Origin of the sequence: Cohnella caldifontis, from assembly GCF_029360585.1 — a bacterium.
Classification (GTDB): Bacteria; Bacillota; Bacilli; order Paenibacillales; family Paenibacillaceae; genus Cohnella; species Cohnella caldifontis.
The window spans coordinates 110,691-133,841 of record NZ_JAQZSJ010000006.1; the positions used below are offsets into that span (position 1 = coordinate 110,691).

At 59.7% G+C, this 23,151-nt stretch carries 17 protein-coding genes; 2 read left to right on the forward strand and 15 right to left on the reverse strand.

From position 1 onward, the window contains the following. Positions 1–27: 27 nt before the first annotated feature. The 13 genes from PTZ19_RS11210 to PTZ19_RS11270 all read right to left on the reverse strand — a co-directional run bounded on the left by PTZ19_RS11210 (position 28) and on the right by PTZ19_RS11270 (position 17,314). Entirely contained in the window at positions 28–1,266 is a 1,239-nt protein-coding gene (locus tag PTZ19_RS11210) for an NAD(P)/FAD-dependent oxidoreductase (RefSeq protein ID WP_276354479.1), read from the reverse strand. Positions 1,267–1,285: 19 nt separating this feature from the next. Further along, a complete protein-coding gene (locus PTZ19_RS11215) occupies positions 1,286–1,603 on the reverse strand; it encodes a MocE family 2Fe-2S type ferredoxin (protein WP_276354481.1) in 318 nt (105 codons plus the stop codon). 71 nt (positions 1,604–1,674) lie between these two features. Beyond that, positions 1,675–2,769, reverse strand: a complete 1,095-nt coding sequence (locus tag PTZ19_RS11220; RefSeq protein ID WP_276354483.1) for a fatty acid desaturase family protein — start codon at positions 2,767–2,769, stop codon at positions 1,675–1,677. Between the two features lie 39 nt (positions 2,770–2,808). Continuing rightward, positions 2,809–3,786: an aldose 1-epimerase gene (locus tag PTZ19_RS11225; protein WP_276354485.1), complete on the reverse strand. Its 978-nt coding sequence runs from the start codon at positions 3,784–3,786 to the stop codon at positions 2,809–2,811. 170 nt (positions 3,787–3,956) lie between these two features. Beyond that, positions 3,957–6,197, reverse strand: coding sequence for an extracellular solute-binding protein (locus PTZ19_RS11230; protein WP_339329324.1), 2,241 nt, complete (start codon positions 6,195–6,197; stop codon positions 3,957–3,959). A 195-nt stretch (positions 6,198–6,392) separates the two neighbouring features. After that, entirely contained in the window at positions 6,393–7,295 is a 903-nt protein-coding gene (locus PTZ19_RS11235; RefSeq protein ID WP_276354486.1) for a sugar phosphate isomerase/epimerase family protein, read from the reverse strand. Between the two features lie 28 nt (positions 7,296–7,323). Beyond that, positions 7,324–8,424 carry a Gfo/Idh/MocA family protein gene (locus PTZ19_RS11240; RefSeq protein WP_276354487.1) on the reverse strand — a complete coding sequence of 367 codons (1,101 nt, stop codon included), beginning with the start codon at positions 8,422–8,424 and terminating at the stop codon, positions 7,324–7,326. A 469-nt stretch (positions 8,425–8,893) separates the two neighbouring features. Continuing rightward, positions 8,894–9,886, reverse strand: a complete 993-nt coding sequence (locus PTZ19_RS11245) for an ABC transporter permease (protein WP_276354488.1) — start codon at positions 9,884–9,886, stop codon at positions 8,894–8,896. An 18-nt stretch (positions 9,887–9,904) separates the two neighbouring features. Beyond that, a complete protein-coding gene (locus PTZ19_RS11250; protein WP_276354490.1) occupies positions 9,905–10,867 on the reverse strand; it encodes an ABC transporter permease in 963 nt (320 codons plus the stop codon). Next, positions 10,864–12,408 carry a sugar ABC transporter ATP-binding protein gene (locus tag PTZ19_RS11255; protein ID WP_276354491.1) on the reverse strand — a complete coding sequence of 515 codons (1,545 nt, stop codon included), beginning with the start codon at positions 12,406–12,408 and terminating at the stop codon, positions 10,864–10,866. The genes PTZ19_RS11250 and PTZ19_RS11255 overlap by 4 nt, the downstream gene beginning before the upstream one ends. A 121-nt stretch (positions 12,409–12,529) precedes the next feature. Then, positions 12,530–13,636 (reverse strand): ABC transporter substrate-binding protein, encoded by a 1,107-nt coding sequence (locus PTZ19_RS11260; protein ID WP_276354492.1) that lies wholly within the window; start codon positions 13,634–13,636, stop codon positions 12,530–12,532. A 222-nt stretch (positions 13,637–13,858) separates the two neighbouring features. Further along, positions 13,859–15,469 (reverse strand): response regulator, encoded by a 1,611-nt coding sequence (locus tag PTZ19_RS11265; RefSeq protein ID WP_276354493.1) that lies wholly within the window; start codon positions 15,467–15,469, stop codon positions 13,859–13,861. Positions 15,470–15,487: 18 nt separating this feature from the next. After that, entirely contained in the window at positions 15,488–17,314 is a 1,827-nt protein-coding gene (locus tag PTZ19_RS11270; RefSeq protein WP_276354494.1) for a sensor histidine kinase, read from the reverse strand. A gap of 223 nt (positions 17,315–17,537) precedes the next feature. Here PTZ19_RS11270 and PTZ19_RS11275 point away from each other — a divergent pair, with 223 nt between their 5' ends. After that, complete coding sequence (locus PTZ19_RS11275) at positions 17,538–18,020, forward strand: shikimate kinase (protein WP_276354496.1); 483 nt, start codon at positions 17,538–17,540, stop codon at positions 18,018–18,020. Between the two features lie 91 nt (positions 18,021–18,111). Here PTZ19_RS11275 and PTZ19_RS11280 read toward each other — a convergent pair whose 3' ends face one another. Then, positions 18,112–18,873, reverse strand: a complete 762-nt coding sequence (locus tag PTZ19_RS11280) for a class I SAM-dependent methyltransferase (RefSeq protein WP_276354498.1) — start codon at positions 18,871–18,873, stop codon at positions 18,112–18,114. Between the two features lie 96 nt (positions 18,874–18,969). Beyond that, the gene (locus tag PTZ19_RS11285; RefSeq protein WP_276354500.1) at positions 18,970–19,842 is read right to left on the reverse strand and encodes a helix-turn-helix domain-containing protein; all 873 of its coding nucleotides are present in this window, start codon (positions 19,840–19,842) and stop codon (positions 18,970–18,972) included. A gap of 117 nt (positions 19,843–19,959) precedes the next feature. Here PTZ19_RS11285 and yicI point away from each other — a divergent pair, with 117 nt between their 5' ends. Continuing rightward, complete coding sequence (gene yicI / locus PTZ19_RS11290) at positions 19,960–22,287, forward strand: alpha-xylosidase (RefSeq protein WP_276354501.1); 2,328 nt, start codon at positions 19,960–19,962, stop codon at positions 22,285–22,287. Positions 22,288–23,151 lie beyond the last annotated feature (864 nt).

Sequence of the window (23,151 nt, forward strand, 5' to 3'; positions counted from 1 at the left end):
GAGTTCAATTCCTTTCGGATAAAATGGTCAGGCCTTCAGTAGCTCTTTCAGGCGGAACCCGGCATCGGCCAACGATTCCGGCGACGGATGGGCCCGCTTCTCGATCAGCATTTCGGCCAGGCGGATGTCCTTGGCGATGCCGCCGGGCGTTCCCATGCCGCTAGCCGAGACCAGCCGGCCCTCGCCGTCGAGGTGGAAATACAGCTTGCCGGCGTCTCCCAGATCGCGAAGCACGGTCGTATTCGAGGGATCCGCCAGTCCGGACACTTGAAGCGTCCGGTCGTATTGGTCGGACCAGAACCACGGCACGGCTCCGTACGGGGCACGGTCGCCCAGCATGTTGCCCGCGGCGTGCGTCCCTTGGTCCTGCGCGTTGCGCCAGGCTTCCAGCCGGATCCGCTTGCCCTCATAGAGCGGATGCGGGAACGAGCAGCAATCCCCGGCCGCGAAGATGTCCGGATCCGACGTCGCCAAATATTCGTCGGCTTTGACCCCGTTCTCGATCTCGAGGCCGCATTCGGCCGCCAGCGACGTCTCCGGCACCGCGCCGATGCCGGTCACGATGACGTCGCACCGGACCCGGCTTCCGTCCGCCAGCGAGACGACGTATTCCCCGCCTTCGCGGTTCACGCTTTCGATCCCCGTGCCGGTCTTGAAAGACACGCCGTTCCGCCTGTGCAGTTCCTCGACCATGGCGGCGATCGGCTCCGGCACGCCGCGCATCAAGATCCGCGGCGCCGCTTCGATCAGCGTCACCTCGCAGCCTTTCGCGCGGGCGCTGGCCGCGGTCTCCAACCCGATGAAGCCGCCGCCGATGACGACGGCCCGCTTGCCTGCCGCCAGACGGCCTCGGATCGCCAGCGCGTCCTCGAATTTGCGCAGGTACAGCATTTCGTTCGAGGCGTTCCCCGGCAGGCTCAACTTCCGGGGGTTCGCGCCCGTAGCCAGCAGAAGCCGTTCGTAGGGCACCCGCGCGCCGCCGGCGAGATGAACCTCATGGCTTGCGCGGTCGATCCGCGCGGCGGCGTCGCCGGACAGCAGCCGGATCCCGAGTTCTTCCAGCTTCGGCCGATCCAGGATCGTGACCGGCGCCGGCTCGCCGTCCTCGGACAGCGCCTGCTTCGATAGAGGCGGGCGTTCGTAGGGGGCGTGGCGCTCGTCTCCGATCAGGGTGACGGCGCCCGTCCAACCCCGGGCCCGAAGCTCGGCCGCCGCCCGGGCGCCGGCTTCGCCCGCGCCTACGATGACCATTCCGTAATCTTTCATGATGGTTGCTCCTTAGCCGTCAGATCTGGATATACACTTTGCCGTTCTCGAGCTTGACGGGATACGTCTTCAGGTCCACGCAGACCGGCGCGCGCTTCGCCGCGCCCGTCGGAATGTCGAAGCGGCCGTTGTGCTTGGGGCATTCGATCGTGCTGCCCATCACCAAGCCGTTCGACAGGTGGAACCGCTCATGCGTGCAGTAACCGTCGGAAGCGTAGAAGTCCCCTTTATCCGTCCGGTAGATGGCGAAAGTCCGGTCTCCGTGGTCGAACCGGATCACGTCTTCTTCTTCGATGTCGTCTACTTCGCAAGCTTCGATCCATTCGGTTTGCGCCATTGTTCTCTCTCCCTATGCGTTTTGTCTACGATGGTGTGAATTCCGCGTGTTTCCTTAGCGATGCCTGCTCCTCAGCTCGTGTGCCATTTCGGGTCGGGAACGTTCGATACGCCCCAATAATACGGATTCGCGGTCGCCGGAAGCGGCTTGACGATGACGTAAGCCGGATCGTGTCTTTGCTTCCGCAGCGCGACGTACACTTCCTTCAGCGCCGAGAACAGTCCCGGCATCGGCTTGGGGCAGTCGTGCTTCATCGCTTCGTGCAGCTTGGGCAATTGATGGTACGGAACCATCGGGTACATGTGGTGCTCGATATGGTAGTTCATGTTCCAATACAGGAACCGCAGGACCGGGTTCAGGTACATCGTCCGGGTGTTCAGGCGGTGGTCCAGCACGTCTTCGTACAAGCCCAGGTGTTGGGTCATGGCGTACAGGATGACGATGATGGAGCCGTAGAACGAAGGCAGGAACAGGTACATGGCGGGCAGGAAGCTGCCGGTCAGCACGCAGGTCGCGACGAGCGCGGCCAGGATCAGCAGGTAAATGCGCGCTTCCCAATACGTCTTGCGGCGTTCCGACTGCGGAATGTACTCGTTCTCCGTGTTGTCGACCTTGCCGAAAGCGTGGAGGAAGAACCGTTTGATCTCTTTCGGTCCGCCGTACAAGTGCACGACTTCCATGATCAGCACTTTCCAGACCGGCGGCCTTTCGGTCAGGATTTCCGGGTCGCGCCCGACGATGAACGTATCGGTATGATGGCGGGTGTGGCTCCAGCGCCAAGGCGTCGCCGAGCGGAGCATCATGAATGACGCGATCTGGTAAATGACTTCGTTCATCCACGGCGTCTTGAACGCCGTGCCGTGCCCGCATTCGTGCCACCTGGAGTCGGCCGGCGTGGCATAGAGAATGCCGTAAGCCAGGAACGCCGGGACCGCCCACCAGGTGCCCCAGGACAAATACCCGAGGTACCCCAGGATGATCAACCCGCCGAACCAGATGATCGTGTCCCGGATCGCCGGCCCGTTCTTGCGTTTCATCAACTCTTTCATCTGGGGCCGCGGAATCGGGGTCTGATACCAGTCGGCGGCCACCAGCCCTTTCTCCTCCGCCCGTTTCCCCTCGGGCCCGGTCAAGCTGTAATCCCTTTTGCCTGCGGTTGCAGCCATTTGGACAACATCCTCCTCTTTAGATTTGGATTCAGACGATCAGTCTTCGATCCACAAGCGATTGTCGAAGCGGAACTCCTCCCCGGGACCGATTCCTTTCGCCCCGGTCAAAGCGCGGTCATACGGGAGATTGAAAGCATCCGTGACGTACGTGTACGGCTCCAGCGAGAAAGCGGACGCCCATGGGGGCCGGAACGCCAGAACGAAGGGGAACCCCGGATCGACGCGGTAGGCGATCGTATACCCGCGCGATTTCATCGCGATTCGGCACGTTCGGTCGCCGTCCAACATCTCGAGCATGTTGCAGCCGAGCACCGGGTACTCCCGCAGGTCGACGCCGTCCGCCGCCCGTATGCTGAACGAAGTCGCCTCCGGCAGTCCCGTCACGAACGCTTCGCTTGTGACCGGCCATTCCCGGGCGGCGGGCACCTGAAGCCGGACCTCGTCCCCGTCTTCGGCGAAAATCGGGAAATACGGGTGCAAGCCGTATGCGAAGGGCGCTTCTTCCTTGCCTTCGTTGAGGATCGACGACTCCATGGTGAGAGCGCCTTCATAGAGCCGGTACGTTACTTCGAATAAGAGCGCATGCGGGAAGTACGCCATGATTTCAGGATGATCGGCATACCGGAACCGGCACGTCGCATACGCGCCGTCCTTTTCCGATGCCCCGTAATCCCTCACCTCCCATGCCTTCGAACTGATCTCGCCGTGCAGATGGTTTCCCGGTTCGTTCAGCGGGAGCCGGTACGTACGGCCTTGGTAAGAAAACGTGCCGTTCTTGATCCGGTTCGGCGGGTACAAGATCGGAATGCCGTATCGGAACGCAACGGACGGATCCTTCTTGAAATCTTGCGTTTGCTCGGGAGATTGAATGACTGGGCGTCCTCCGACGACGAATCGGAACAAGTTGTTGCCGATTTCCGGCACGATCGCCGCGTGCGCGTCGCGTTCCGCGTCCCGCAGCACGATGACGTGCAGCCCTTCTTCCGTTTCCGCCGCCGCCGAGTAAGTTGGCATCGGGTTTGATCCCTCCCTGGGACTATGATTTCAAGATGCTGTGATAGATTCATATAATGTTCATGAAACGTTTCACGAACGATTGCAAATCAACTTTACCACAGGGGAAACGCTTCCGCAAGAGAAAAAAACGGCCGCGAATCCCTCGGTAAAAGCCGGTTCTATCAGGGTCATTCAGCAGGCCGCACGCCTCCTGTTTCGGAGGAGTTCGACCGCAGCAACGCCCGGATTCTCTCTTCGATGTTCCGAAGCGCTTCCTCTTCGCTGCGAACGCCTTGAATCGCGTCGCTGATCTCTTGCGACAGGATGTGATTGTAGATCTCGTTCTCGATTCGGCGGCCTCGGTAGCGCGCCGGCACGAGCCGTTTGCGGCTGATCGCGTAGCTCTCCGTCAGCAGCGGCTTCCAAGGGTACAGGTTTTCCAGGTCCTTGCGGGCAAAATCGTCCTGGCGAAGCGTCGAGCCGCCGAGCAAAGAGCCCGGAATCGCGCTCGGGTTGCCGCACGCCCAGACCCAGAAATCGGCCGCGGCTTCGGGATTTCGGCTCCGCGTATCGATGCCGAGGCTCCAACCGCCCAGCACGGGGGTCCGGCCCGGAATCAGCGCGCAGCCGACGTTGCCGGCCACTTTGGACTTCGTGTAGTCGTTGACGTCCACCGCGTGCGAGTCGTACAGCACGACCATGGCGCTGTCGCCCTGCTTGAAGCTTTCGACCGCGTCGTCCCAGGATTTCAAAGGCGACTTCGCCACGTACTGATAGCTCTTCGTGAAGTTTTTGAGCGCGGCGAGCGAGTTTCCGTTGTTGATGGCGACGCTGCCGTCCTCGGCGAAAATATCGCTGGAATACGCCCACAGCCGGTTCAAAAAAGAGACGGTCGTGTAAACGCTCGGTCCCTGCACGCCGACATGCCCGTATTTGACCGGGGATTTCTCGTTGTATTCCCGCGTGAAGAACTCCGACACGAGATTGTACTGCGCCCAGGTCGAAGGAGGAACGAGCTCCTCGCCGTACTTGCGCTTGAACAGCTTTTTGAGCGACGCGTTCTCGAACAGGTCTTTCTGGTAAAACAGCAGCTGGGTGCCCGACATGAACGGGAGGCCGTACAACCGCTCCCCCGACATCCCGTATTCTTTGACGGTTCCGGGAACGAAGTCCTCGAAATAGGAGGCGGGCTCATCGATCAAGCCGTCCAGCGGCCTCGCGATGCCGTCTTTGGCGAGCCCGTCCACCCACGTGATGTCCATCATGAACCCGTCGATCTCGCCCCGCCGGGATTCCGGCGCGTACAGCCGGTCCAGAAGCTCGTTATAGCCGAGCATCTCGAATTCCATCCGGACGCCCGTCTCGCGGGCATAGAGCTGCGAAAGCATGCGCAGGCTGTGGGCCGCCGGGCTGTCGAACATCGCCAAGCGCAGCGGTACCCCGGCTCCGCGGGCGCGGTCCAACCCGGCCAGCAAAGGCGCCGTTTCCACGAGCTCCGCTTCCGCCGCTTCCGTGATCGGCTCGTACGTATGCGGGTTCTCGACGGCCCCCATCAGTTTCCGGACCGCGGATTCTGCGATTTTGCGGAACGAGACCGAAATGGTCGCGGCATAGCGGCCTTCGTCTTCGATCCAGTTCTGCTCCTTGAAGGTGACGTGAGCCACGTCTTCCCGCTTGAGCAGTTGGATCGCTTTCCGCGTGCCTTCCGAGATCAGGTAGTTGCTCGTGATCAAGGCCTTCATGTCCGGGTTGCGGTGCAGCAACTCGTAAGCCGCCTTGAAGCCGCGCTCCTTGCTGAAATCCACGACGTGCACGTGGTCCGGGCGTGCATAGTATTTGGCGTAGATGTCCATGACCTTATTGCCGTGCAGGATTTCCCGCTCCAGGATCAACCCGACTTCGCGGACGCCTTGCCGCCGGAACCGGGCGAGCGCCTCCTCCAGCGCCTTTTCGTAGCGGATCAGGATGGAATCCTCCATGACGTCCCGCTTGCCGCGTTTTCCGATCAGCACGACCGGACATTCGTTTTGCACCCGTTTCAGCACATCGCCCGGATGGGTATCGGAGTACAGGATGATTCCCCCCACCCGCTGCTCCAGGCATTGCTCCAGGCTTTTCTTTTCCAAAACGGGGTTGTTGTTCGTGATTTTCAGGAGCAGGTGATACCCTCTCTCCCTCAGCTCCGTCTCGGCCGCGCTCAGGAGCGTCTGCAAGTCCGGATGCACGACGTTGGGCAGAATGAGGGCGACTTCGTTGCTCATCGTGTTCTTCAGGTTGCGCGCGGTGGCGTCCGGCCGATAGCGCAATTCTTGCATGGCGGACTCTACCTTCGCGATGAGAGCCGCGTTATTGGTATTCCCGTTGAGGACGTTGGAGACGGTCCCGACGGATACGCCCGCGAGCTTGGCTACGTCTTTGATGGTGGGCAGAGCGAGCCCTCCTTGTCATCGGGGATGAAATCAAGTGGATTTTACCACTCGGATTCGGAAAATAAAAGCTTCTCCCGACGAACAGGGCACCTAGCGATTCTCGCAAATCCGACAAGAGAACAAGCGCGGGAATTCCCGCGCTTGCCCTTCGCGATGCTGACGTTCCGGCAGACGGCGCCGCCGGGGGATGGCGGCTCAGACGCCGACGCTTTTCAGCTTGCCGTCGAGGAATTTCTTCGCCCGCGGAATGTCGGCTTCGTCCAGATGCTCGATGATGATCGGGATGTTCGGGTGCAGCTTGCCCAAGCGGGCCAAGTACAGGTCGTAGTTCAGGATGCCGAGCCCCGGAGCCGGCAGCTCGACGGCGCCCGCGCCGCGGAACGTATGCGACTCCGACGCGTCGATGTCCGCGTGTTTCTCGCCGGTGTTCTCCGCCGGTTTGATGTCTTTGGCGTGCGCGATTTTGATCCGGTCGCCGAGCGTGTCGAAAATGCGGTTGATCGTCTCGTCCACGCGGCCGATGTTGTCTCCCGTGAAGTAGTTCGTCGGGTCCATGAGCAGCCCGAGTCCCGGGTGGTTGACGTCATGGAACAGACGGGTCAGTTGGTCGACGGAGCCGATGACGTTCTGGATGTAGTTTTCGACCAGGAACATGGAGCCGTGGTCGTAGGCGAATTTCGCGAGGTCCTCGATCGTCCGGCAAATTTCCTCGTAAGCTTCCTCCGTGCCGTTTTTCGGATCCCAGACCCAGTCGCTCTCCGCGTTGTAGGTGCCCGTTTCGCTGATGACGTACGGAGTGCCCAAGTCGCGGGCGTAACGAAGCAGGTTTTTCAGCTCGTTCACGTTCTGCTCGCGTTTCTTCGGATCGGGATGGATGATGTTCGTGTAGCCGGAAATGCAGACGATCGGAAGGTTGGCGTCGCGGAACGCGTCGCGGATGAAGTTCGCCTTCTGCTTATTCAGGTTGGCCGGCGTCGTGTCGATGTCCTTGAACGACAGGTCCAATTGGACGCAGTTAAAGCCGTCCCGCTTGATGCGGGAGATCGTTTCCGCGAGCGCGTGAGGGTAGTAACCATTGAAAATGCCGACTGTAATCATGGATCCATTCCTCCTAGGGGTTCGTGGTTTAGAGATCGCTTGCGACTTCGGAAAACAAGACGGTGCGCCCTTCGGCGATCGATTTATAGCAGGCGTCCACCGCGGCCATCGTCCTCAGGTTGTCCCTGCCGCCGATCTCGGGTTCGGTATTGTCCTCCACCGCCCGGAGCAGTTGGGCCATCGTGCCTTGGAAGGCGTCCGGGAACCATACTTTATCCCAGGTCGGGCGGATCCATTGGTTCGGCGCCTGGCGCGTGGTGAAAGCGAGCGTGCTCGGGGTTCTTTCCGGATACGGCCAGCCGATGTAGCCTTGCGCCAAGCCGTCCGTGCCGATGACGCGCCACTTGATGTAGATGTCCTTCTCGGTGCCTTCGCCCGGCCAAGCCCACACGTCGTCCAGGCTCGTCGCCATCAGTTCGTTCGCGTATTGGAACGTGTACTGCGAGATGCCGTCGATATGCTGGAAGGCCGTGCGCGGATCCCGGCGCGTCACCGCGGTGACTTTCTCCGGATCCCCGAACAGGTAGCGGAAGGTGTCGATGTGGTGGATGCCCATGTTCAGGATTTCGATCCGGTCGTATTTGCGCAGGAATTCCTGCCAATGGGGAATCGCCCGCATCTCGATCGTCGCCAGTACGGCGTCGCCGAGGTAGCCGCGTTCCAGGACCGTTTTCAGCGCCCGGATCGACTGGTCGTACCGCATGTTGGAGTTGACCGCGATTTTGATGCCGGCTTCCTCGCAGAGCCGGACGATCTCGCGCGCTTCCGCGGAATTCATCGCCAGCGGTTTCTGGCACAGGATGCCTTTGATGTGCGGCTGCTTGACGGCCAGACGCACGACGTCCAGCTGCCTGTCCGGCGGGAACGCGATGTCCAGGATCTCGATGTCCGGGTCTTGGACGAGCTCTTCCCAGGTCCGGTGAACCTTCGGAATTCCGCGTTGCTCCGCGACCGCTTTCGCGTTCTCGTACGTGCGGGACGCGATGGCGACCGGGTTGAAGCCCGCGTCGCGGTAGGCCGCGAGATGGCAATCCCGCATGATCATGCCGGAGCCGATGCAGCCGATCCGGAAATCCTTTCGTTTCGGCATCGCCGGGTCGATGTTCAGGTTCAGGTCGATCGCTGCCAAACGATACTCCTCCTCCTCTGCCTTGCGCTTTCGTCGTTCACACCACCATCATAAAATTTCGCCGGTCCGAAGCGGACCCATAAAATCAACTTGTTGGGTGTGTTTTTTATACCTGTTGGATGCGCTTTCTAACGTGTCGCGCCGCGTTTGCTCGTTACAGCATTCTCCTCGCCGCCGCATCACCCGACAGTAGCGCACCGTTAAGTAACTTTCTTTCTTAACTCCCCCGCATCACCTGCCAGCAGCGCGCCGTTAAGCAACTTTCTTTCTTAACTCCCCTACCAAAGGTGCACGGAACCGGAATATTCCGGGGTACAGCACGGCTGCGGCGACTCTGACTCGCTGTACCCGAGTTTTTACCGGGTTCCGGAGCAACGTCGCCATACGAAAAACCGCCCGGAGCCATTCATGCGAATGGCTTCCCGGGCGGGATGCGCCGTTGATGGAGTTGACTCGCGTATCGCAAACCTTACGTGTTCGACTTCTGCCGGCCGTACACCGCGAGGAGCAGCAGCAGGATGACGCCGTACACGATCTGCCGGCCGCCCTCGCTGATCTTGAGCGTCACCAGGATGCTGCTCAGGCTGGTCAGCAGAATCGCGCCCGCGACCGTCCCGTTATAGTTTCCGAGTCCGCCCGCAAGGGAGATGCCGCCGATGACGACCGCGATGATCGTCGGCAGCATGTAGCTGGCGCCGATATCGAGGAAAGCGGTGCCGGTATAGCTGAGCAGCAGCATCCCGGAGATCGCCGAGATCGCGCCGCTGGCCCCGTATACGACCGTGGTGACGACTCTCGTGCGCACGCCGGACAGCTCCGTCGTGAGCCGGTTGGTGCCCAGGCCGTAGAGCGTTTGCCCTGCGCGGGTCCTCACCAGGAAAACGGCGACGACGATCGCGATGACGATCCACAGCAGCACCAGGTTCGGGATGCCGGCGGTTCTGCCGGTGCCCAGCTCCTTCAGGATCGGGGAAGCCATGCCCTTGGGCTGCCCGTTCGTATAGACCAAGCCGATGCCCTGGATCACGCTGGCCATCGCCAGCGTCATGACGAGCGGCGGAACCTTGAAATAGGCGATCCCCGCGCCGCTGACGGCTCCGATCGCGAAACCCGCCGCCAGCACGACCGCGATGGCCAGCGGCAGGTTGCCGTCCATGCCGTTCAAGAGTTGGGAGGACATGACGGCTCCGAGCGAAGCCATCGCCCCGACGGACAGATCGATGCCCTCGCCGCCCGACAGGACGACCAGCATTTGCGCCAGCGCGATGAACCCGAGCAGCGCCGAAATGTTCAGCACGTTCATGATATTCGAGAAAGCGGCGAATCCGGGGGAGATGACCTGCCCCGCGATGAAGATCAGCAGGACCAGCAGATAGGCGATCAGCACTTTCCGGCTGCCGAGGTTCCGGACCCGGCCGAGCGCCATCCCTTGCCCGGCCGCGTTCGTTGGTACGTTGCCCATGCTCATGTTGCCCCCTCTTTAGGCCAGCGCCTTCTTCCGGAGTGCCGGAAGAAGGGACAGCGTCAGCGCCAGAATGATGATCAGCCCTTTAATCAAGTCCTGGTAGAACGAAGAAAGGTTGGCGAAGAAAATGATATTGGAAATGAACCCGATGATCAGCGCCCCGAGCACGGCTCCGAAAACGCTGCCTTTGCCGCCTTGCAAGCTGATGCCGCCGATGACGACGGCCGCGATCGTGTTGAGCGTATAGGAGCGGCCGATGTTCGCGTCCCCCGTCGACGTCTGGGCGACGACCACCAGCGAGGTCAAGACGATGAAAATGCAAGCGATCAGAAACGCGTACAGCTTCACCTTTTTCGTCGAAATCCCGTTGGCGTATGCGGCCGCTTCATTTCCGCCCACGGCGTAAATGTAACGGTAAATCTTCCTTTTGCGGAAAATGCCCCATACGAGCAGGGAAACGAGAATGACGAGCAGCGAGACCGGCAGCACGGATCCGATCGAAGCCGTATACGTCTCGTAAAATGCGGACGGCACGTAGCCGCCGGGCTGCGGCATGATCAGCAGGGAAGCCCCGTAGCAGACGGCCGATACGGCGAACGTCGAGATGATGGAGGGAAGCCTCAAATAGCCGATCGTCACGCCGTTCAAGACGCCTACGGCCAGCGTAGCCGCGATCGCGAGGACGATGCCCAGCAGGATGCTGCCCGGGGCATCGTGCATGGTCGCGGCCATGATGACCGTGCCGAGCGTGATCGACATGCCGATCGACATGTCGATGCCGCCGGCGAGCACCACGACTGCCTGCGCCATGCTGGCCAGCACGAGGGGCGTGAAGCTCGCGAGGTTCGACTCGAACACGTCGTAGGTGAAAAAACCCGGCTGCAGCCAGGCGTTCACCGCCACGACCGCCACGAAAATCGCGAAAATGGAAAGCAAGCCGTTCTGCTGGAATTTCTGCATGAAGTTTTGTCGTTTCAATTCGCTTCACCCCAAGCTTCGTCGATTGGCGAATGTCCCGCGGCGGTCTTCGAGCGCAGGGAAGCGGCCACGAACCGGTCTTCGCTGTAATCGGACGGCATCAGCTCGTCTACGATCTGGCCTTCGAACAGGATCAGCACCCGATCGCAAATCCCCGTAAGCTCTTCGTAGTCGCTGGCGTACAACAGGACGGACGTCCCTTGGTCGGCCAATTCCCTAACGGTATCGTAGAGTTCCTTTTTGGCCCCTACGTCGACCCCTTTGGCCGGGTCGCTGAGGAGCAGCACCTTCGGGGCCAGCGGAAGCCATTTGCCCACCACGACTTTCTGCTGGTTGCCGCCGCTCAAAAATTGCACGACTTTGCCCGGATCGTTCGGCACGATGTTCAGGCGATCGATCACGGTCTTCGCCTCGGCCTTCAGTTTCTTGCGGTTCAGGAAGAAACCGGCCTTCCGGACCGCCAGCTGCGGATAGATCAAATTCAGGAACACGTCATGCTGCAGGAATAGGCCTTCTTTGTGCCGGTCGCCCGGCACGAGCACGATGCCCGCGCGCACCGCGTCTTTGGGATGTTTCAGCTTCAGCTTCCGGCCTTCCAGCGTGACCTGGCCGCCGGTGGGCAGCAGGCCGGACAGCGCCAGCAGCAGCTCCTCCTGCCCTTGCCCTTGAAGGCCGCCGAGCCCTACGACCTCGCCCTTCTTGATATCGAAACGCAGAGGCACGCCCGATTTGCGGAGCGCGAGGCCGCCGACTTCCAGCATACGCTCCTTCTTGGGGGCCCTGTCGGCCGTTTCCCGATTTTTCGCCAGCTTTAATTCCTTGCCCGAAATCATCGATACGATGACGTCTTCGTCTTTCTCCTCGGTTTCGAAATCGATCGCGCCGACGGTCTGGCCGTTCCGGAACACGACCACGTAGTCGCAGATCGTTTTGATTTCCCACAACCGGTGGGAGATGAAAATGACCGAAGTGCCTTGTTCCTTCAACTCGCGGATGACGGCAAACAGCTTTTCGACTTCCGACTGCTCAAGCGGCGCCGTCGGTTCGTCCAGGATGAGCAGCTTCGGCTCCTGGGCGACGGCCTTGGCGATTTCGACGAACTGCTTCTGCGCCAGCGAGAGGTCTTTCACCTTCGCGTAGACGGACAGTTCCGGCGCGAACTTGGCTAAATACCGCTCGGCCAGCTTGCGCGAATCCTCGTCGTTCAAAAAGCCGAGCTTGCCTTCCGGCTCGAAGCCAAGCGTCATGTTCTCCCAAATCGACAACTCCGGAATCAGGCTCAAATGCTGGTGGACCATGATGATGCCGTGCTTTTTGGCCTCTTGCGGAGATGAAATGCGGACTTGCTCTCCGTCGAACCAAATCTCTCCGTCGTCGGGCGTGACCACGCCCGAAATCATTTTGGAGAACGTGGATTTGCCGGAGCCGTTGGCGCCCAGCAGCCCGCACACTTTGCCGCGGCGGCATTCCAGGCTGCCGTCCCGGAGCGCCGTCACGCCGCCATAGGTTTTCCGCAAGGATTTCGCTCGAAGTAAAAACATGGCCATTCTCCTTTTTCAAACGATCCGTCTCATGGAAGCTACTCCGTCATGCTCTTTATCGAAGAAGGGAATACCGCAGTATTCCCTCCCCTGTTCCCGTATTCCGCGAATCCGCGGCGGCTTACTCGAACAACGCGTTCAATTGTTCTTCGGACAGCCACTCATCCAGCGTATACGTGTCCGGCTTATCCGCCACTTTCTTGAGTTCCGCTTCCAGCGTGTCGTTCTTGATGTGCGTGCCGATCGGATAGTAATAGGTGTTGTTCTGCAGGTTCAGCTTGCTCGTCTTGCCTTGCAGCATGCGGACGCCGATGCCGAGCGCGGTCGCGCCGATTCCCGGAGGATTGTTCTGCCCGTACGTGCTGAACTGCTGGCTGTCCTTCAGTTCCTTCCACTTCTTCAGGAACGCCACGTTATTCTCGCCCGTAATGACCGGAAGCGGCTTGTTCGCGGCCAGGAAGGCGTTCACGACGCCCAGCGCCATGCCGTCCTGCGTCAGTACGCCGTCGATCTTCGGGTAGGAAGCGATCAGGTTGGACGTCACCTGTTGGGCGTTCGCTTCGTCCCAGTTGCCGTTCACTTCGGTCAGCACCTTGATGTCCGGGTAGCGGCCGAGCACTTCTTTCATGCCTTTGAGGCGGTTCACGTTCGCCGAGGCGCCGGCCAAACCGCTGACGATGACGATGTCGCCTTTGCCCCCGACCGCGTCGACGAACCATTCCGCCAGGTTTTTGCCGAATTGCACCTGGTCGATGACCACGTTGATCGCTTTGGGCGACGTGACCGGCTGGTCGAACGTGATGACGGTGATGCCCTTCTTCACGGCTTCTTCGATGACCGGGTTGAGAGCGGTTTCAGAGTTGGGATCGATCAGCAGCAAATCGACCTTGGAGTTGATCATGTTGCGGATTTGCGCGATTTGGTTGTTCACGTCTTGTCCGGCGTGCTGCACGATGATTTTCTCGATCCAGCCTTGTTGTTTGTATTGTTCGGCCAGCTTCTCGATGTCTTCCGTCATCTGCGTTCTCCAACCGTTGCCGATATACCCGTTGCTGACGCCGACGACGATCGGTTTCACTTTGTCCCCGGCGTCCGCGGCCGCGGAAGATGACGCCGTGCCGCCGGCGGCCGGCGAAGACGCTGCCGGGCTCTCTTTTTTGCCGCAGGCAGACAGTACCAGTACCGCCGCGAATATCACGCTTAAGACAATGGCCAGACTTCTTTTCATGTAAAAGCCTCCCTTTAGCAATGGACATCCATGATTCTCCCACAGCACCCATCTTGTTCCCTCTATGTTGCGACCCGCGGTTCCCGTCCCCCCTCGCGCCAGCGATCGCGCCCCCTGTCGGGCGGCGTCTGACACAAGGTTATCATGGATCTCCTTCCGGGCAGACTCACAGAATCAACTTGTCGAGTGCAAAAATTATACCTTTGACAGCGGTTGCGCGAATCAATTCCTTCCCCCCGGCGTTCCGGAAACCGCCTGTTCCGCGTATTGGCTCGGACTGACGCCGAAAAACTTCTTGAACACCTTGCTGAAATACTTCGGGTCGTCGTATCCGACGATTTCGGAGATTTCCTGCAGCTTCAGCGAAGTGGTCGACATGAGGTTCCGGGCTTCCTCCATCCGGATTCTCGTCAAATAGCCGTTGAAACTTTCGCCGACGTACGTTTTGAAGATCCGGCTGAAATAAATCGGATTGATGTGGTATTTCTCCGAAATCGCGTTCAAGGTCAAGTCGGAGCTGCAAAATTCCTTGATATACTCCTTGACCCGGTAGACGATGTCCTTGCCGCTGGCGTCCTGCCCGCCGATGAGGTGCCGGCAGGAAGACTCCAAGTATTGGTACAGCCAGTCGACCATTTGGTCCACGAGGTGGAAACCGGCCACGATATCGGTCAAATCCCCGTCAAAACCCGCGGACTCGGCATCGTGGACGGCGGCTTCCTCCTGCGAGAATTGCTTGATGACCAAATAGATTTCGAAAAACAGCTCATAGGCGTGGTTATGGTTCGCGCCCGTTTTGTTCCGAACGGCTTGCCGGAACATATGCTGGATATGCTCCTTGGCTTTGTCCCATTTCTTCTCTTTCAGAAAACGAAGCAGCAGCTTCGTGTCGGCGGAGAAATTCGGCTTCTCGTTCCGCGAGGGAATCCGGGCGTAATCGATGATCCGGTCCGCGGAAGGCATGATCCTTTCCTTCATGGCGAACAACGCTTCCCGATAAGACTTTCGGACCGCCTCGGCGCTTTCGGAGACGGACCCCAGCCCCACGGTCACCCGGACGCCCAGCGAGCGCTCCAACTCCTCCGCGAAAGGAAATAACCGCCGAATCAGCGCATCCTTGTCCGCGGAAGTCTCCGGGTAAAACAGCAGGATGTAGTCGTGCTCGGGCCGGACGTTTCGCACGAAGAAGCCGCGTCCCAGCGTTTCCATCAGCTTCTGGCAAGCCGATTCGACGCGGGCGTAAAGCGTCGGGTTCCGGACCCCGTCGGAAGCGTCATGGGCGGCAGCCGCCAAATCGGCCTTAAGCAAGCCGATCAGCGCGTTCCCCCCTGCCCATTCGGCCGAAGCGGCGGAACTTGCGGGAGGATGCTTGTCGGACAACCAGTGCAGCAACGCCTCTTCCCTGCGCTTCGCCGTTTCCCGATCGGCCTTTTCCTTCCGCCAGGTTCCTTCGGAAACGCGGATCTCTTCCCGGATTTTCTCCAGGGAAGCCAGCATCTCCTCGGATTTCAGCGGCTTCAGCAAATATTCCGAGATGCCGTATTTCATCGCGGTTCGGGCGTACTCGAATTCCCCGTAACCGCTGACGATGACGAACTTGGCGGGATGGCCGATCTCCGCCGCCTTCCGGATCAAGCCCAATCCGTCCATCTCCGGCATCGCGATGTCCGTGATCACCACGTCGATTTCGCACGACCCCATCTTCTCCAGCGCCTCTGCGCCGTCGCCGGCTTCCGCCGCCACGGCCATGCCCAAGCCCGCCCAATCGACTTTCGCCTTGATTCCGCTTCGGATATGCGCTTCGTCGTCGACGATCATGACGTTCAGCGTCATGCCGCTCCCCCTCTTTCTTTATGCGATATGCCCTTGATGTTCCTGAACGGGCTCCCGGATCATCGGGAGGGTCAGGCTTACCTTCGTGCCGAGCCCCTCGGAGCTGACGATGGTCATGCCGTACCGGTCCCCGTAGAAGCTCTTGATTCGCCGATTGACGTTAACCAGGCCGATATGGCGGCCGCTCTCCTCCTTGCTTTCCAGGCGGCTCGCCTTCTCCAGCCGCAGCAGCAAGCCGTTCAGCTCGTCCTCCGTCATGCCCGACCCGTTATCCTCCACCGTGACGGTCAGATGGTTTCCGCTCGGCAGGACGATGACTTTGATCATGCCTGCCTTCCGGATGCCGTGGATCACCGAATTTTCCACGATCGGCTGCAGCAGCAGCTTCACGATCCGGCAGTCCCGCACGTCGGGATCGACGATGAACTGCCAGCGCAGGTCATCCCCGTAACGGTACTTCTGGATGTTCAAATACCGCTGCAGATGGCTCAGTTCTTCATCGACGGTCGCATGCTCGTTGCCGCCGGTGCTGTAGCGGAAGATGTCCGCCAGCATCTGGGTGATCGAACTGATTTCTTGCTCCTGCTTGACGGCGGCGATGCTGTCGATCACCGCCAAGGTGTTGTAGAGGAAATGCGGGTTGATCTGCGACTGCAGCGCTTTGATTTCCGCTTCCTTCTGCAGGATTTCCGCTTCGTATACGCGGTCGATGAGCAGGTTGATCCGTTTGATCATGCGGTTGAAACTGTTGCCGAGGATGCCGATCTCGTTGGTGCTCCGCAGGTCCACGAACACCTTGAGGTCCCCGCCTTCCACCGCTTTCATCGCGGCGGCCAGGCGTTGGACGGGTTTGGAGATGCTGTACGAAATCAGCAAGGCGATCAGCGTGGCCAGGACGAACAAGGACACGTCGAGCCGGATCGCGAATTGGCCGACCGCCGCGATCCGCTCCATCAAGTAGGAGTAGGGAATGGCGCTGACGACGAACCAGCCCGTCGCCGTCGACTTCGCGTAGGTGACCATGAATTTCTCCCCGTCCAGATCCGCCGGGAACATGCGGGGATCCCCTTCGTTCGAATGGACGATGCGGGGCACGAAGGAATATTCCGCGGGTTTGGTGAGCTTGCTCTTGCTCAAGTGGGAAACGACTTTCCCTTCCTTGTCCATGATAAAGACGAACCCGTTCGGCCCCAGATCGATGTAGGAAAACGTATCCGCCAGCGCGAATTCCTTCGTGCCGAGCACCAGCGTCGCGAGCACGTTCCCGCCCGGGGAATAGATTTTCCGCGTCAATGTCGTGATGTACTGGTACAGCATGTCAGGGCTGCGGTTTTGGATCGTGCCTCTCCAATACACGGGTTCGGGACGCAGCAGCGCTTGGGTATACTCGTCGGAAAGCTTGTAGTCTTCCGGCACCATCGCTTCCCCCGAGGTGACGGCCAAGTCTTTGTCGGTCATCAGGATTTGGGCGCCGACGATTTCCCGCTTGGAGCTTTGGATCTGGCTCAGTTTTCGCTTGAGCTGCTCCGCCGCCTGTCTCTCCGATTCCGGGTCCGGGCTCTCCGCGATTTTGTTCACCAGCGTCTGGATGTCGATCGAGGAGACGATCTGCAGGCTGACATCCTCGATTCCCGTCAGCAAGGCGTCCAGCCTTCCCGCGGATTGCACCATGATTTGCTCGGAGTACAACCCCGTTTTTTCTTCGATCGCCCGGTAGGCGTTATCGTATAAGACGTTGCCGAGGACGATGGCGGGAATGACGGTCAGGATCAGAAAGAAGACGAACAGCTTCCACCTCAACCGCCCGAATGAAGACCGGAGTTGCCGGCTCCAATGTCCAAGCATGGATTTACGCCCCCTCAATGGATATCCGAAAAAAGCTTGTGCCCATGAATGCGCTTTCGAAAAAGGACTTGGTTCCTATCTTAATACATTGCGATGGTTGCGGAAAGGGATTTTCCACGTTATCGTTAAGAGGAAAAGCCATCGCATCCGAAAAGAGTGATCCGCCATTTCCGCATATCCAACGCCGTTTACGATCGAAAAAACCGTTGTCCTCACCGGATTCATGGGCGTCGGGAAGACGACCGTCGGGGAAATCCTGTCCGAACGGCTGGGCATTCCGTTCCTGGACGCCGACCGCGAGATCGAGCTGGCCCACCGCATGCCGGTAACGGAAATCTTCCGAACGATGGGCGAACCCGCCTTCCGTCAAATGGAAAAAGAACTCATCGTCGGCCTATGCAGCCGGCAGGATCCCATCATTTTGTCGCTTGGGGGCGGCGCCTTCCTGCAGGAAGAGATCCGCGAATCCTGCCTTGCGAACGCGCTCGTGTTCCATCTGGAACTGTCTTGGAACGCCTGGATAGAAAGGATGGCAAGCCTCGTGGGCACCCGGCCCGTCCTTCAGGGCAAATCCATCGGGGAAATCGAGGAGCTGTTCCGCAAACGCCTGGCCGCTTACGCGCTCAGCCATTGGACCGTACCGACCGACCAGGCCTCGCCGCAAGAGGTCGCCGATCGCATCCTCGGCATCCTGATGAGCCGGTAAGGCCTGAATAAATAACCGCGACATGCGAAAAGGACATCTCCGGGGAGCCGGGATGTCCTTTTCCGCTTCGATCGCTTGATATCCAGGATCTTTACGATTCCATTTCCCCTAAATACACCGTCGTTTCGTAATCCAGACTCACGTGCCCGTTTTGCTGATTCCGATCGAACAAAGCCTTCAACTCCCGCATCATGGGCTCGTGGTTCGGATGTCCGGGGGCGGGCGCGTAGGAAGACGACCGCAGCCGACCGCTCAGGCCGTCGAAATCGACGATTTGCCGGTTCGTGAACCGGGCTTCCCGCATCGTTCCCCGCCGGAAGAACGATGCCAGCTGCTCCCGCGTCACGTTCCGCAGGTTGACGTCGGCGTAATCCGTGCCGAGTTTCAGCAACAAGTCCTCGTACTCCTCCAAAAATCGGGTGCCGGAGGTTAGGCGGACATTCCAGATCAGCGCCGTTTTCCCGCCCGGCTTCAGTATCCTCGCGAATTCCCGGCGCGCCGCCGCTTGGTCGAACCAGTGGAATGCCTGCGCGCTGACGATGAAATCCACGTACGCGCCGGGGAGCCCCGTGGCTTCGGCCGAGCCGGGAACGGCCCGGAAGCCGGGAAAACCGGAGAGCGCTTCTTCCGCGGCCCCCCGCATCCGGTCGTTCGGTTCCACCCCGATCACCTTCGTGCCCCGCTCAAGCAAATACCGGGAGAAGATCCCGGTCCCGGCTCCGATATCCGCCGCAACGGACTCCGCGCTCAAACCTCCCTCTTCATACAGATAATCGATCGCTTCGCGCGGGTAGCCCGGACGGTATTTCACGTAGTCTTCCACGCGGTTCGAGAATCTTTCTTTACTGTTCATGACGGTTCCTCCTCCGGATTTCGCGGTTTCCGCCGCTTGCGCATAGCGCCGTAGGCCGTCGAGCATCCTACGGACGGCGGCCCGCCAACATTTCCCTCAGCCCTTCTTCTTATATTCCGAGGGGGTGCAGCCGTATTCGGACGCGAACGATTTGCTGAAATAGCTGAAGTTCTCGAACCCGCTCTCCAACGCGGCTTCCGCGACCGTGACGCCGGGCTGCCGCAGCTTCTCCGCCGCGTGCCGCAGCCGGTACCGGTTCAAGTATTCGATCGGCGTCCGGCGCAAATACGTTTTGAACATCCGGCTGAAGTGCCCTTCGCTCATGCCCGCGATGCCGGCCAGCTCCTTGACGGAAAGCTTGCGGGAAAAGTGGCGTTCGATGTAGGAGAGCACCTGTTTGAGCCGTTCCGGGGTCGCGGACTCCGGCGTCTCCCAAGGCTCGCGGCGAGCCGCCAGCCCGCTGGCGAACAGCTCCGCGAACAGCAGGTACAGGCTGCCCTTCACCCGAAGCTCCTTGACCGGCGAATGTTCATGCAAGCCGATCGCGGTGATCTCGGACAGCCGCTTCCGCGCGGCTTCAAGCTGAGGTTCGCCCCGTTTCCAATGGACGGGCAGCGTCCGTTCGCCCCGCTGCAAGGGCTTCAGGTAACGCGACGCGATCGCGTCCTGGCTTCCCGCGAGCCAGTCCATGTCGAAGACGACGGCGGAAAACGCGCAGGGCGATCCGTCCAGCGAGTAACCGCCATGCAGCTCTTCGCCCGGAATGTACAGCGTTTCGCCCGCATGAACCTCGTAAACCGCGAGCCCGATCTGAAATGCCCCTTTGCCGCTCTCCACCGTCAGCAGCTCCGTTTCGGCATGCCAATGGCTGTCCAGGATAGGCTCTCCCGCTTCTTTGGCGATCCGGTAGAAGCCGACGGGAAAGTCGGGGCTGCCGTGCCTGCGGTTTTCAAGCAACTTCCGATCCATGTTGTATACGCTCCGATGTATCAGAATCCTGTTAGTATACCGCATAATAATGCGAGATTTCGTATCTCATTATCAGTATGCTGTTATTATCAACGAAAAAGAAGGGATGTACAAGCCATGAAATTCACCGACGGATACTGGATGGTCCGCGAAGGCTTTCAACTGCTCAGTCCCTACGAGATCCACGACGTGGTTGCGGAGAAAAACCGGATTACCGTTTACGCCACCCATCGGCACTTGGAAAATCGGGGCAATACGCTCAACGAGCCCTTGATGACGATGGAGTTTTCTTCCCCGCTTCCGGACATCATCCGGGCGAAATTCTACCATCACAAAGGGAAACGGCGCGGCGCTCCCGGCTCGTTCCCGGTCCGCGAGGACGCGGACGTCGCGGTGCGCATCGAGGATACGGAGTCGTACGTCCGGCTGACCAGCGGCGACACGGCCGTGACGATCACGAAGCAGCACCCCGTCAAAATCGCTTACACCTACAAAGGACGGAAACTGACCGGCAGCGGCACGCGAGCGACGGCGTACGTCAAAGCCGCGGACGGCAACCACCATTTCCGCGAGCAGCTCGATCTGGCCGTCGGGGAGACCGTCTATGGCCTCGGAGAACGGTTCACCTCCTTCGTGAAGAACGGGCAGGTCGTCGACATTTGGAACCAAGACGGCGGAACCGCTTCGGAGCAAGCGTATAAAAACATCCCGTTCTACGTGACCAACCGCGGATACGGCGTGTTCGTCAACCACCCCGAGCTCGTGTCCTTCGAAGTCGGGTCCGAGAAAGTGTCCGCGACGCAATTCAGCGTGCCGGGCGAGATGCTGGAGTATTTTGTGATTGGCGGCGATTCGCTGAAGGAAGTGCTGCAGAACTACACTTCGCTGACCGGCAAACCGGCGCTTCCGCCCGCCTGGTCGTTCGGTCTTTGGCTGACCACCTCGTTCACCACCAACTACGACGAAGCCACGGTGACCAGCTTCGTGGACGGCATGGCGCAGCGGGACTTGCCGCTTGCGGTGTTCCATTTCGACTGCTTCTGGATGAAGGAATACGAATGGTGCAATTTCAAGTGGGACGAGCGGGTATTCCCGGATCCGGAAGGCATGCTGCGGCGCCTGAAGCAGGACAAAGGCCTGCGCATCTGCGTGTGGATTAACTCCTACATCGCCCAGAAATCGTACCTGTTCGACGAAGGCATGGAGCGCGGCTACCTCGTCAAACGCCCGGACGGCAGCGTCTGGCAGTGGGACTTGTGGCAATACGGCATGGGACTCGTCGACTTCACGAACCCGGAAGCGCGCCAATGGTTCAAGGATAAGCTGGCCGTCCTGCTGGACATGGGCGTCGACTGCTTCAAGACCGACTTCGGCGAGCGCATCCCGACGGACGTCGTCTGGCACGACGGCTCCGATCCGATGCAGATGCACAACTACTACACGCAGCTGTATAACCAGACGGTATTCGAGCTGTTGGAAGAGAAACGCGGCAAAGGCGAGGCGGCTTTGTTCGCGCGTTCCGCTACGGCCGGCGGCCAGCAGTTCCCCGTACATTGGGGCGGCGACTGCGAGGCGACGTACGAGTCGATGGCCGAAAGCCTGCGCGGCGGGTTGTCGCTCGGCTTGTCCGGCTTCGGGTTCTGGAGCCACGACATCGGCGGTTTCGAACAGACCTCTCCGGTGGATCTGTACAAGCGGTGGGTGCAGTTCGGCCTGCTGTCCAGCCACAGCCGCCTGCACGGCAGCACCTCGTACCGCGTGCCGTGGCTGTATGACGAAGAGGCGGTCGACGTGCTCCGCCATTTCACGAAGCTGAAGCTGCGCCTCATGCCCTATCTGTTCGGCCAGGCCGTCTCCTCTTCCACGCTGGGCATTCCGCTGATGCGCGCGATGCTGCTCGAATTCGGCGGCGACCCGACCTGCGATCACCTCGACCGGCAGTACATGCTGGGCGACTCCCTGCTCGTGGCGCCGATTTTCAACCCGGACGGCGATGCGGCGTATTACTTGCCGCAAGGAACCTGGACGCATTTCCTCAGCGGCGAGCAGGTGCAAGGCGGCGCTTGGCGGAAGGAGAAGTACGACTACTTCAGCCTGCCGCTGTTCGTCCGCGAGAACAGTCTCGTTCCGGTAGGCGCGGTGGATACCCGTCCGGACTACGAGTACGCCGACGGCGTGACGCTGGAGCTGTTCGCCCTGCAAGACGGCGCGACGGCATCCGCCGACATCCCGGATCTGCGAGGCGTTTCCGCCCTGCGGGCAACGGCCTCTCGCAGCGGCGGCGAAGTCACCGTCCGGGCGGAAGGCAACGCGTCCGATTGGCGCCTGCTGCTTCGGAACGTCTTCGAAGTCGCGGGCGTGCAAGGCGGCTCGGCCGAGACGACCGACAAAGGCGTGCGGATCACGCCGGCGGCCGGCAGCTCGGAGCTGCAGATTCGGCTGTGACGTAAGTTTGCGGGAAACCGCCAAGCGCGCATCATTTGCGCACTTGGCGGTTTTTTTTGCGATGATGGCTTGTTCGCTTGCCCATCGTCCGTGCGTCGTTACTTCTCCATCCTCCCGCCTTATCCACCGTCCCCCCGCCATTAGATGATCTCATCTTCGATTTGCTCGTTAATCCGCCGTCTCTCCGCCATTAGATGAACTCATCTTCTAATTGCTCGAAGCTATATTGTGCACCTCGTGCACGTAATTGTTGCCAGTTTGAGAGAGTTCCAACAATTTAAAATACCTCATGCTCTATTTGGCGAGGGGCACGGGGCGAGCAAATTAACGTACTACGTACGCTATTTCGCAGTAGGCACGAGAGTTCCATCCAATTAACGTACTACGTACGCTATTTCATAGCAGGTACGGGAGTTCAAGCAAATTAACGTACCACGTACGCTATTTCGCAGGAGGCACGAGAGTTCCATCCAATTAACGTACGACGTACGCTATTTCATAGCAGGTACGGGAATTCGAGCAAATTAACGTACCACGTACGCTATTTCATAGCAGGTACGGGAGTTCAAGCAAATTAACGTACCACGTACGCTTTTTCGCAGTAGGCACGAGAGTTCCATCCAATTAACGTACCACGTACGCTATTTCATAGCAGGTACGGGAATTCGAGCAAATTAACGTAACACGTACGCTATCTCGCAGTAGACACGAGAGTACCACCCAATTAACGTACCACGTACGCTATTTCATAGCAGGTACGGGAATTCGAGCACATTAACGTACCACGTACGCTAGTTCAAAGCAGGTACGGGAATTCGAGCACATTAACGTACCACGTACGCTAGTTCAAAGCAGGTACGGGAA